7 protein-coding genes are annotated in these 11,823 nt (G+C 74.0%); 3 read left to right on the top strand and 4 right to left on the bottom strand.

Translation table 11 applies throughout. The annotated features are described in order from the left end of the window. Positions 1 to 37: 37 nt before the first annotated feature. Both FHU30_RS05620 and FHU30_RS05615 read right to left on the bottom strand, forming a co-directional pair. The gene (locus FHU30_RS05620) at positions 38 to 1,666 is read right to left on the bottom strand and encodes a PH domain-containing protein (protein ID WP_253872427.1); all 1,629 of its coding nucleotides are present in this window, start codon (positions 1,664 to 1,666) and stop codon (positions 38 to 40) included. A 152-nt stretch (positions 1,667 to 1,818) separates the two neighbouring features. Further along, positions 1,819 to 2,352 carry a PH domain-containing protein gene (locus FHU30_RS05615; RefSeq protein WP_253872424.1) on the bottom strand — a complete coding sequence of 178 codons (534 nt, stop codon included), beginning with the start codon at positions 2,350 to 2,352 and terminating at the stop codon, positions 1,819 to 1,821. 411 nt (positions 2,353 to 2,763) lie between these two features. Between FHU30_RS05615 and FHU30_RS05610 the strand changes: the two genes are divergently transcribed. Both FHU30_RS05610 and FHU30_RS05605 read left to right on the top strand, forming a co-directional pair. After that, positions 2,764 to 3,753, top strand: a complete 990-nt coding sequence (locus FHU30_RS05610; protein ID WP_253872421.1) for an ATP-binding cassette domain-containing protein — start codon at positions 2,764 to 2,766, stop codon at positions 3,751 to 3,753. Further along, positions 3,750 to 4,559 (top strand): ABC transporter permease, encoded by an 810-nt coding sequence (locus FHU30_RS05605; protein WP_253872415.1) that lies wholly within the window; start codon positions 3,750 to 3,752, stop codon positions 4,557 to 4,559. Before FHU30_RS05610 ends, FHU30_RS05605 begins: the two co-directional genes overlap by 4 nt. Here FHU30_RS05605 and FHU30_RS05600 read toward each other — a convergent pair. Beyond that, on the bottom strand, positions 4,543 to 6,102 hold the full coding sequence (locus FHU30_RS05600) for an MFS transporter (protein ID WP_253872413.1): 1,560 nt from the start codon (positions 6,100 to 6,102) through the stop codon (positions 4,543 to 4,545). The two genes, FHU30_RS05605 and FHU30_RS05600, sit on opposite strands and share 17 nt — an antisense overlap. Before the next feature lie 114 nt (positions 6,103 to 6,216). Between FHU30_RS05600 and FHU30_RS05595 the strand changes: the two genes are divergently transcribed. After that, the gene (locus FHU30_RS05595; protein ID WP_253872411.1) at positions 6,217 to 7,713 is read left to right on the top strand and encodes an Lrp/AsnC family transcriptional regulator; all 1,497 of its coding nucleotides are present in this window, start codon (positions 6,217 to 6,219) and stop codon (positions 7,711 to 7,713) included. Here FHU30_RS05595 and FHU30_RS05590 read toward each other — a convergent pair. Beyond that, entirely contained in the window at positions 7,710 to 11,741 is a 4,032-nt protein-coding gene (locus tag FHU30_RS05590) for an AfsR/SARP family transcriptional regulator (RefSeq protein WP_253872409.1), read from the bottom strand. The two genes, FHU30_RS05595 and FHU30_RS05590, sit on opposite strands and share 4 nt — an antisense overlap. Positions 11,742 to 11,823: the final 82 nt, after the last annotated feature.

The raw sequence follows: 11,823 nt of genomic DNA, 5'->3' as shown, positions 1-11,823 counted from the left end.
CGCCCGGCTCCCCCGCGGGGGCCGGGCGTTCGTGTGCTCAGTCCAGGAACGGGGTGATCCAGGACGGCGTGATCGACGCGGCCAGCGCGAGCGCGTCCGATTCGGACATGTCCACCGCCGCGCAGCCGCCCTCGCCCGCGCCCACGGCGGCGTGCAGGGTGGCCAGGCCCGCGCGGCGCTGGAACAGCGTCCGGCGGACGCGCCATCCGACGATCGCGCCGTGCTCGACGACGTACTGCCGCCGCCGCAAGGACCCGGACCGGACGGTCAGCCGGACACCGTCATCCGCATGTCCGAGTTGCCGGTAACGGTCCAGCCCCAACGGGACGGCCGCGACGGCGGCGACCAGGCACAACCCCGTCAACCACAGGTTCCCGACGGCCAGCCATACGGCGGCGGCCAGCAGCGGCGGCATCGTCGCGCGCACTAGCCGGCGGTCGCGGGCGGCCTGCGGATGGGTGATCAGCGGCCCCGGCACCGGCCCGAGGACACCGGAAGCGAGCGCCACAGCCACCTCCCGCGGCGCGGCAGGTAGCAGGCGGCCGCGGTGTGCCGCGTCCCCCAGGCCCGTGACCAGCGCCCCCAGCCGGACGACCCCCGCGAGCCGTTCGAAGGGGTTGTCGGACAGCTCGACGCCGCGCACCCGGCGGCGTTCCAGCGCGACGCTGCGGCGCGTGACCAGGCCGCGCTCGGCGACGATCGACCCGTCCCGCTCGTAGACGGTGAAATCCCAGTTGAACAGGGTGAACACGATCACGGACGCGATCGGCATCGCGGTCAGGAACAGCAGGATCACCAGGACGACCACGCCGGTCGGAAGGCCCGCCGCGTCCCGCCCGAGGTGCTCCACGCGGTCGCGAGTGATCAGGCCGAGGTCGTCGCCGAGGTTGTAGAGCGTGCCGAGGAGGCTTCCCGCCAGCGCGAACGGCGTCAGCAGGTACGCACCGCTCAGCGGCGCGTAAAGGAACCACCGCCGTCTGATGCGCGCGAGCCTGCGCCGTCGCGGTCCGGACGAGGGCGTCACGCGTGCGCGCGCGAGCAGGACGCGCCGCAGCCGCTCGGCCTCGCGCAGCGACACGGCGTTGAGGACGATCTCCCCACCGTCCGCGCCCGCGTCCACGTGCACGATCGCGAGGCCCAGAAGCCGGTGGCCCAGGGTGGACGAGATGTCCACACCCCGGATCCGTTCGCGCGGGATGCTCTTGACCGTCCGTCCCACCAGGGCCCTGCGCGACTCGAACCGGTCCTCGTGCACGCGGTAGGTGAAGATCGCCCACGTCGCGACGTGCCATGCCAGCCCGAACGCGAGCCCGATCAGCGCGAAGTAGAACGCCGTGGACATACCGCCCACGAGCAGTCCCGTGGCGCCCGCTCCGACGAGCGCCGCCATCTCCCGCGCCGCCCCGACGACGAACGTCAGCGGATGCAACCGCCGAACCCGCCCGTCCGGCCGCGCCTCCTCACCCGCGCTAACGACCAGCCCCCGCAACTCCTCCCCCTGAAGCGGAACGCCGCCTTCGCCGCCGTCCTCCACCCACGGCCCGACGCGCTCCGCCGGACCGTCCGCAGGCGGGACGGGACGCTCGGCCCCAGCCGCCCCGCGCAGGACAGGACGCTCAGGCGAGCCGTCCGCAGGCGGGGCAGGGAGTTCAGTCGAAGCGTCCACCCGCGAACCGGGACGCTCGGTCGGAGCATTCGCGCGCGTACCGGGACGCTCGGTCGGAGCATTCGCGCGCGTACCGGGGCGCTCGGTCGGGGTGTTGGCGGGCGTAGCCGGGGGTTCGGGTGGGGTTTGCGGGGGGTCTTCGGCGGGGGTGGTCATGTGGCGTCGTCGCTCAGGTCGTGGGCGCGGTGGGCGAGGTCTTCGGCGAGGCGGGTGGCGACCTGGACGCGTAGGCCGGACACCTCGGACGAACCCGTGTGGGACGCGGTGTGGACGCGCAGGCGCGCGAGGCCGAGCAGCCGTTCGAGCCATCCCTGCTCGGTGTGGACGTTCTGGATGCGGCTGATCGGGACGAGGAGCCATTCGCGGCTGAACCAGCCCGTCCGCGTGTAGACGACGTCCGCGCTGACCTCCCAGCGGTGCACGCGGTAGCGCCAGACGGGCGCGACGGTGACGGTCAGGACACCGATCGTGCCGATCAGGACGGGCAGCCAGCCGACGTGCGCGGTGATCCAGCGCGGGACGCCGTCGCGCGGACGGTCACCGAGCCAGGCGGCGACGCCCCAGGCCAGGCCGAAGCCGAGGCCCCAGAACAGCAGGTACTCGATCGCCCAGTGCGCGATCGCGCGCGGTGACACCCGGTTCGCGGGCTCCCTCAGCCGCACCGCCGAAGTGCTCCGCGCCGTCACGTCTTGCAGTCTAGAGCCCGCACGTCCCCCCGCCGCGGAACGCCCGCCCCAACCCCCCGTTCCGGCACGCACGTCCGCACAGCCCTCCCCGAACCGGAAGCACCGGGACAAACCCGCCCCCGGCGCGCATCCGCCTCAAGCTCCGGTCCCGGGCAGGCGGGGGGCTTGGGAGGGATGCACGGGGTTCGGGCTGGTCAGAGGCTGATTCGGCTTTTGTCGTACCCGGATGCGAGGGTGGACTTGGTCGGCTTGGCGACAAGCGCGCTGTCAGCGGGAGATCAGCGTCCTGACAGCGGGCCCGGAAAAACTGGATGCGCATCGACCCGGACTCCGCCTACCTTGTTCGCCCGCGGTCCATCCCGCGGTTTTCGGCCCGGAACGTCCGGCATGCGAGAACAAAGGAGATCTCAAATGTCCTATGCCATCCAGGCCGAAGGCCTGGAGAAGCGGTTCGGTGAGACGCGGGCGCTGTCCGGCGTGTCGCTGACCGCCCCGGCGGGCACCGTGCTGGGCGTCCTCGGCCCGAACGGCGCCGGCAAGACCACGACCACGCGGATCCTCGCGACCCTGATCGAGCCGTCCGGCGGGCACGCCACGGTCGGCGGCTACGACGTGGTGCGGGAGGCGCACCAGGTGCGCCAGCTCGTCGGCCTGACCGGCCAGTACGCCGGGGTGGACGAGATGCTCACCGGCACCGAGAACCTGGTCATGATCGGCCGGCTGCTCGGGCTGTCCCGGCGCTCGTCCAAGGCGCGCGCCGCCGAGCTGCTCGACCGGTTCGACCTCGCCGACGCGGCCGGCCGCGCCGCCAAGACCTACTCCGGCGGCATGCGGCGCCGGCTCGACCTGGCCGCGAGCCTGGTCGGGCACCCGCAGATCCTCTTCCTGGACGAGCCGACCACCGGCCTCGACCCGCGCAGCCGCGGCGGCCTGTGGGACATCGTCCGCGGCCTCACCGCCGACGGCGTGACCGTCCTGCTGACCACGCAGTACCTGGAGGAGGCCGACCAGCTCGCCGACGACATCGTCGTCATCGACCGCGGGCAGGTCATCGCGCACGGCACGTCCGACGAGCTGAAGTCGCAGGTCGGCGGGCAGGTGCTGGAGGTGCGCGCGGTCCGCGCGGACGACACCGAGACCGTCACCGCGATCGTCGCCGAGCTCGCGGAGGCCGTCCCCGAGGTGAAGGAGGGCCTGGTCACGGTGCCGATCACCGACGCCGCGCTGATGCCCGCGGTCGTCCGCCGGCTGGACGACGCGGGTGTGCCGGTCGGCGAGCTGTCGCTGCGCCGGTCCAGCCTGGACGAGGTGTTCTTCGCCCTCACCGGCCACCACACCGACGACGTAGACGCCGAAGCGGACGAGCTCGTCCGCGCCGAGCAGGAAGGAGCCCGCGCGTGACCACCGCCGCCATCGCACCGGAGCAGCTCACCAAGCGGGTGTCCCCCGCCGCCGCGGTGCGCCACACCGCCACCCTGGCGTGGCGCAACCTGGTGCAGATCAAGCACAACCCGATGGAGCTGGTCGACCTCTCCATCCAGCCGATCATGTTCGTGCTGCTGTTCGCCTACGTGTTCGGCCCGTCCATGACCGGAAGCGTGAAGGCGTACCTGCCGGTCGTGATCCCCGGGATCATCGCGCAGAACGCCCTGTTCGCCGGGATGAGCACCGGTTTCGGGCTGAACAGCGACCTGACCAAGGGCGTGTACGACCGGTTCCGCAGCCTGCCGATCGCCCGCTCCGCGCCGCTCGCCGGACGGATCATCGCCGACACGGCCAAGCAGGCGTGGTCGATGTTCATCCTGCTCGCGGTCGGCTTCCTGATCGGCTTCCGGATCCACACCAACCCGATCGCGGTGGTCGGCGCGTTCCTGCTGCTGCTCGGCTTCGCCATCCTGTTCTCCTGGACGTCGGTGTTCATCGCGATGAAGGTGAACGAGCCGGAGAAGGTGCAGATCTTCGGGTTCGTGGTGATCTTCCCGCTGAGCTTCCTCAGCACCGCGTTCATCAAGTCCACCCGCGGCATCCCGGACTGGCTGGCCTGGGTGATCCGCAACAACCCGGTCACCCAGCTGGTCGAGGCCATGCGCGGCCTGCTCCTCGGCGGCCCGGTGCTGAGCCACGCCGTCGTCGCCCTGGCCTGGGGACTCGGCATCACGCTGATCTTCGCCCCCCTCTCCCTCCGCGCCTTCAAAAAGCGCGCCTGACCCACCGCGCGAGACGGGACCGTGTCGGCATGGGGTTGAGTGCGGCGAGGGCCAGGGCGGCACCGAGGAGGCTCACGGCGGACGCCGCGAGGTAGACGTGATCGAGGGCATGGGCGGCGGACGCGCTCCCGCCGCCGCCCGCCGCCTCGCCCCACGACGCGTGCGACCCGCTCGATGTGGCCGTCCCGCTCGTCCTGCTTGAGGTGGCGTATAGGACGCCCAGCAGCGCGACGCCGAGCGTCTGGCCTAGCTGGCGGGCGGTCATGGACGCACCGGCCGCCATGCCCCGGCGGGTCGCGGGCACGACCGTGAGGACGACGCCGGACGCCGGGACCAGCAGGGCGACACCCACTCCGGTGACCGCCAGCCCGAGCGTGATCGAGGACGCGCCGGACCCCGCGTCCAGCCCGGACTGGAGCGCGCAGCCCGCCGCGCAGAGCACCAGCCCGACCGCGATCCCGTACCGCGGCGGCAGGCTCCGCGGCAGCCGCGTCGTGACAGTCGAGGTCACGAAGGTCGCGAGCGCCATCGGCATGAGGGCCAGGCCGGTGCGGACGGGCGACAATCCCAGCCCCGTCTGGAGCCACACGGACGTGTAGATCAGGCACGCGAACGCGACCGACGACGCCAGCACGCACGCCAGAACCACGCCGAACAGAGGCCGCGTGAACAACCGGAGATCGACAAGCGGACGCTCCTGACGCAGTTCGACGGCAACGAAGAGCACGAGCGCCACGCACGCGGCGCCGAGGCCGAGCAGGACGCGCGTCCGATCCCAGCCGTCCGCCCCGGCCGTGGTCAGCGCATCCGTGAGGCCAGCTGCGACGACCGCGAACAGCAACGTCCCGAGCGGATCGACAACCCGTCCACGCGAGGCAGCCCCGATCGGCCCGAGCCGTCCACGCGAGGTGGCCCCGACCGGCCCGGAAGCCTTCGAGACGCGCTTTTCCGCCCCTGGCCTGCGGCCGTCTTGCGAGTCGACCTCGGCGAAGGACGGGTTCGGCAGGCACTTCAGGGTGAGGACGACGGCAAGGAGCGTCAGCGGAAGGTTGATGAAGAAGATCGCGCGCCAGTCCAGGTACTGCGTGAGGACGCCGCCGACCATGGGACCCGCCGCCGCGCCGAGGCCGGTGACCGCGCCCCAGACGCTCATCGCCGACGCCATCGCGCGGCCCTGGTAGATATGCGCGATCAGCGCGAACGCCGTGACCGCGAGGGCCGCGCCTCCAAGGCCCTGGACGGCCCGGGCCGCGATCAGCGCGCCGGTGTCCGGCGCGAATCCGCAGGCCAGCGAGGCGAGCGCGAAGACCGCGAGGCCGGTCAGGTAGACGCGCCGGGCCCCGAGGCGATCGGCGTACGCGCCTGCGGGCAGCATCGCGACGGCGAGGACGAGCGTGTACCCGTTCGCGACCCATTGCAGCCCCCGCAGGGACGCGCCGAACGAGCGCGCGACGTCCGGCAGCGCCACGGCGACGACCGTGGTGTCCAGCAGGAACATCAGCGAGCCGAGGCAGACCGCGGCGAGCGGCAGCCATCCGCGCATTGAGCAACTCCTTCAAGAGGTTTTCGGACGCCCCTCAAGTTCGCGCCGGAGCGGCCTGCACCTCCATCCACAGCGCGAATACCGCGCGAATCCGTCAATGGCTACGCTCAAGTGATGGAATCCGTCACGCTGGACGACGTCGATCGCGGACTCGTCCACGCCCTGCGCATCGACGGGCGCGCGCCCTTCGCGCGGATCGCCGAGGTGCTCGGCGTGTCCGAGAACACCGTCGCGCGGCGCTACCGGCGCCTCCGCTCGGCCGGGACACTGCGGGTCGCGGGCACCGTGAACGGCGCGTCCCTCGGCTACACGCCCTGGACGATCCGGCTGCGCTGCACCCCGGACGCGGCGGGCGCCATCGCCTCCGCGCTCGCCACCCGTCCGGACGTCTCGTACGTGTACCTGCTGTCCGGCGGCACGGAGATCTCCTGCAACACCCAGACCGGCACGGCGGGCGAGCGCGACGCCCTGCTCCTAGAACGCCTCCCCCGCACCCGCCGCGTCCTCGGCGTGTCCGCCCACATGCTGCTCGGCTCCCCCAAACTCCCCAAAGACTGGACGGGCCTGGACATCCTCACCCCCGACCAGACCACCGCCCTCCACCCCGACCAACCACCCCCACGTCCCCACAAACCCACCCCGAACCGCACCGGCGCCCAGGACCGTCCGGGCGCCCCGAACCACATAGGCACGGCTACATCAAGCGGCGCAGACACCCCGCAGCGCGCAAGCGCCTCAGACCGCGCAAGCGCGGCCAACCGCACGAGCACCGCTGACCAGGCAAGCACCCCGGACCGGGCAAGCGACTACGACCGCGCAAGCGCGGCGGACTCGGCAAGCGCTGCGAACCGCGCAGACACCCCGAACCACACAGGCGCCGCGGACCGGGGAAGCGCGACCGTCCCTGCAAGCGCCGCGGACCGCGCAAGCGCCGCGGACCCCGCAAGCGGCCCAGACCGGGCAACCGCCTCGCACCGCGCAAGCGCGACCGTCCCTGCAAGCGCCGCGGCCCCCCCAAGCGCCGCGGGCTCCGCACGCGGCCTGGACCGGGCAACCGCCTCGGACCGCGCAGGCGCGGCGGACTCTGCAAGCGCTGCGGCCCCCGCAGGCGCGGCGGAGCGGGCGTCGGGTCCGGGGCGGGCGGGTGGGGCTGGGGGTGTGGGGGTGTTGGGTGGGGCGGATTGGGCGATGCTTGGGGTGCTTGCGCTGGATGGGCGTGCTTCGTATGCGGAGATCGCGGCCGCGGCCGGGTGGTCTGAGGCGACTGCTCGGCGTCGGGCGTCCCAGCTTCGTGAGCTGGGAATCCTCGCGTACCAGCTTGATCTCGCCTACGAGCGCGTCGGGTTCCGTGCGGAGGCGCGGTTGTGGATGTCGGTCCGTCCGTCCAGGTTGAGGCATGTCGCCGAGGAGCTGGCCGCGCATCCCGAGTCGTCCTTCGTCGCGATGACGACGGGGCCGACCAACCTCGTCGCGGCCGTCCTGTGCCGCGACGCCGCCGACCTCGCGCGCTACCTCACCGAACGGGTCGCCTCGCTGGAGGACATCCGGGACATCGAGACTGCACCGGTCATCCGGACGGTGAAACGCGCGGGTACGGCCCTGCCTATCTAACTTCCGGCGGAGGGGGCGTCGGTGGGCTGGAGGGCGGCTCGGACCAGGGGTCTCGGGTCAGGAAGGTCGTAGATGGCGCGGAGGTCGTCGAACGTCCGGGCGCGGCCGCGTGCGTAAGCGGCCTCGTAGGACGGCTCGCCCAGCGCGTCGCGAAGGGTCTCGGTGAGCTCGACCGCGTCGCTGTTGGAGAGGTCGGGGCCGCCGCGCAGGGCGTCCGCGTGCCCGAGGAGCTCGGCGGCGCGGACGGCGTCGTCCTCGTGCCAGGCCAGACCGGCGAGGCCGCACAGGACGGTCGCGACGATCGGGAAGTCGGGGGCCTCGGCCGCGCGGCCGAGCGCCTCCAGGAGCCGGGGGCCGGCGGCGTCGGGGTCGCCCGCGGCCAGGTCGCAGGACGCGCGGGCCGCCATCACCATGGCGCCGAACTGCGGCGCGCCGGGCAGGCCGACGGTCAGGTCGACCGCCTCGTCCAGGAGCCGGACGGCCTCGGCGAGGTCGCCGCGCCGCCGGGCGAGCAGGGCGGACGCGTGGTTCAGGGCGGCCGTCCCCTCGGCGGCGTTGATCCGCTCGACCTCGCGCCGCGCGGTCCGCAGGATGCGCTCGGCCCGGTCGGTGTCGCCGAGCAGGGTGAGCTGGTTGGCGAGCTGCATCTCGGTCTGCAGGACGACCATCGGGCCGCCGCCGAACTGGTGGTTCAGCCGGACGGCCTCCTCGTACAGCGCGACCGCGGCGCGGTGCTCGCCGCGCCGGGCCAGCAGCTCGCCCTGCCCGGTGAGGGTGAACGACAGGCCCCAGCGGTCGCCCGCCTCCCGGAACGAGGTCAGCGCGGCGGCGAAGTAGCGCTCGCCCGCCTCGCTCCGGCCGAAGTTCAGCTCGATGTGGCCCGCGATGAAGCGGCCCAGGCCGCGCACCCACGGGTCCGGGTCGTTCAGCAGCGGGTCCAGGCTGGTCAGCATCCGCTCGCTCCAGCCGTCCACGTACATCTCGACGGTGATCAGCATCAGCCGCAGGACGGGGTGCAGCGGCTCGTCCGGCGGGACGGCCTGGGTGAGCGACCGGGACAGCAGCAGCCAGCGCGTCGCGTCGGCGTCCGGGCGCGAAGCCCCGTCGAACACCGCCATCACGCCGAGCGCGAGCGCCCGCGCCGTCGTCTGGCCGGGCGGCGGCTCGGGCAGCTCGGTGATCGCGATGACCGCGTCCACGGCCTCGTTCACCCGGCCGCGCAGGAACCAGTACCAGCCGAGCGCCGCGGCGAACCGCACCATGAGCGTCGCGTCGCCGACGTCGACCGCCCAGCGGAGCGCGGCGTGCATGTTGTCCTGATCGGCGTTGAGGCGGGCCACCCATTCGAGCTGCTCGGCCCGGAACAGGTGCGGCTCGGCGGTCTCGGCGAAGCCCGCGAAGTACTCGGCGTGCGCCCGCCGGACCCGCTCCGCCTCGCCCGCCTCGTCCAGCCGCTCCAGCCCGTACGCGCGGATCGTCTCCAGCATCCGGTACCTGGGCGAGCCGTCCGGGCCGTCGGTGACGACGACGAGCGACTTGTCCACAAGCGCGGCCAGCACGTCCAGCACGTCCGCCGCAGGCACACCCTCGCCCCGCAGTCCCGCGCGCACACCTTCGCCCCGCAGGCCCGTGGGCACACCCTCGCCCCGTAGGTTCGCGGGGACGCTCTCGTCCCGCCGCTCCGTGGGCACACCCGCGTCCCGCAGGTCCTCGCGGACGCCCGCGTCCCGCAGGTCCGCGGGGACGCTCTCGTCCCGCAGGCCCGCGGGGACGGTCTCGTCGCGTAGGTGCCGTGCGCGCTCGCCTTCGCGAGGAAGGTTCGTCGAAGCCGCGCTCTCGCGCCGGGGGCCCGTGGCGGGCGCGCTCTCGTTCCGAGGATCGGCGGCGGACGCGCCGTTGCCGGCCGACACGCCGCGTATGTCCTCGTCCCGGACGGTCCGGGGCTCGCGTCGGTCGGGGGACGTCGTTCGGCTCTGCGGGACGTCGTCCTGGTCGGCGCAGACGGCTTCGGCCGCTTCGAGGTCGGCGCCGCCGGGGAAGGCGGCCAGCCGGCGCCAGATGGCGCGCTCGCGGGCGTCGAGCAGGTCCCAGCTCCATTCGACAACGGCGCGGAGCGTGCGGTGGCGGGGCAGGGCGGTCCGGCTGCCCGCGCGGAGCAGGCGGAAGCGGTCGTCCAGGCGGTCGGCGACCTGGCCGAGGGTGAGCGCGCGCAGGCGGGCGGCCGCCAGCTCGATCGCGAGCGGCATGCCGTCCAGGGCACGGCAGATCCGGACGGTGTCCGCGACGTTCTCCGAGGTCACCGCGAAGCCGGGCGAGACCGCCGCGGCCCGGTCGGCGAAGAGCCGGACGGCCGGGAACTCCATGGCGAGCTCCGCGCTGGCGTCCGGCGGGGGCTGCTCCAGCGGCTCGACGGGGTAGAGCGCCTCGCCGGTGACGCCGAGCGGCTCCCGGCTGGTCGCGAGGATCCGCACGCCGGGGCACGCGGCCAGCAGCCGGTCCGCGAGCCGCGCCGCCGCGTCGAGCAGGTGCTCGCAGTTGTCCAGGATGATCAGCGTCTGCCGCCCCGCGAGCGCCACCGCGAGCCGCGAGGTCGCATCCGCCGCCGACCGGGGCGCCGCGTCCCCCGCAGGACGACCCGCAGCTTCCGCAGGCGTGTGGCCGGGCGCGGCGTCGCCTGCGGCAGAGAACCCGGCATTGCCGGCAGGGGACGCGGCGGGGTCCGCGGGGCGGGGCGGGGTGTCGGGGGTGGGTTCGGGAGGGTCGTGGGCGGTCAGCCAGCCGGAGGAGGTGGCCACCAAGGTCACCTCGCGGAGGCCCAGCGCCGACAGGACGGCGGACGGCACCTCGGACGGGTCGGTCACCGAGGCCAGCGGGACGAACCAGACGCCGTCCGGGACGAGTCCCGTCGCGCGCCGTCCCGCCTCCTGCGACAGGCGCGTCTTGCCCGCGCCGCCGGGGCCGGTGAGCGTGACGAAGCGCCCCCGGGCGAGCATTCCGGCGACACGGCGCAGGTCGTCGTCGCGTCCGATGAAGCTGGTCAGCTGGGCGCGGAGGTTGCCGGCGGGCGGGGTCGGACCGTCCTCAAGGACGGGGTCCGGCTCGGGGCGGACGCCGTTCAGCGACGGGTCCTGGCGCAGGACGGCCAGGTGGAGCTCCTCCAGCGCCGGGGACGGGTCGACTCCGAGCGTGTCGGCGAGGGCCGTCCGGAGGGACTCGTACTCGGTGAGCGCGTCGGCCTGGCGTCCGGCGGCGTAGAGCGCGCGGATCAGCAGGGCGCGCAGCGGCTCGCGGAGCGGGTCGGCGGCCGCGAGCGCCTGGAGCTCGGGGACGAGGTCCAGGTGGCGGCCGAGTTCGAGGTCGGCCGCGGCGCGGTCCTCGATGGCGGCGCGGCGCAGCTCGTCCAGGCGGGCGGACGGCGCGGCGGCGAACGGCAGGTGCGCCGCGTCGGCCAGCGCCGGACCGCGCCAGAGGCCCAGCGCGGCGCGCAGCGCGGACGCCCGCGTGCGCGCGTCGGTGATCGTCCGCGCGGCCCGGACGCGGGTCTCGAACACGTGCGCGTCCACGGCCTCGCGCGGGACGGCGAGCCGGTACCCGCCGGGCCCGGACTCGATCGCCTCGCGCCCGATCACCGCCCGCAGCCTGGAGACCAGCGACTGCAGCGCGTTCGGGGCCCCGGCGGGCGGCTCGTCCTCCCACAGGTCGTCGATCAGCCGCTCGGCTGGGATCATCCGGCCCGGCTCCAGCGCGAGCCGGGTCAGCAGCACGCGCAGCCGCGCCCCGCTGATCTCCACCAAACGCCCCGCCGTGTCCCACGACTCCACCGGACGCCCCGCCGCCACGTCCCACGACTCCAGCGGACGCCCTGCCACCGCGTCCCACGCCCCCGCCGGACGTTCCGTTGCCGCGTCCCACGACCCCGCCGGACGCCCTGCCGCCGCGTCCCGCGGCTTTGCCGGGGGACGGACGTCCGCGCCGGGGCCGCTCTCGTCGCTCCGGACTTCGACCGGCCCCAGAATCGCTATCCGCACGCCCCGATTGTCCCCGATCGACGCGCCGTCCGGGAAAGGCGCGCCCGGCACCGGCGCCTCAACCGAGGCGTCCGGGAACGGC

Origin of the sequence: Actinomadura rupiterrae, assembly GCF_024172125.1 — a bacterium.
Classification (GTDB): Bacteria; Actinomycetota; Actinomycetes; order Streptosporangiales; family Streptosporangiaceae; genus Spirillospora; species Spirillospora rupiterrae.
This window is presented reverse-complemented; position numbering and strand designations above follow the sequence as displayed.

Bases quoted from the DNA above. Each gene is read 5' to 3' on its own strand.
- FHU30_RS05610 (WP_253872421.1), top strand. From the start codon at position 2,764: ATGTCCTATGCCATCCAGGCCGAAGGCCTGGAGAAGCGGTTCGGTGAG.
- FHU30_RS05600 (WP_253872413.1), bottom strand. From the start codon at position 6,102: ATGCGCGGATGGCTGCCGCTCGCCGCGGTCTGCCTCGGCTCGCTGATG.
- FHU30_RS05595 (WP_253872411.1), top strand. From the start codon at position 6,217: ATGGAATCCGTCACGCTGGACGACGTCGATCGCGGACTCGTCCACGCC.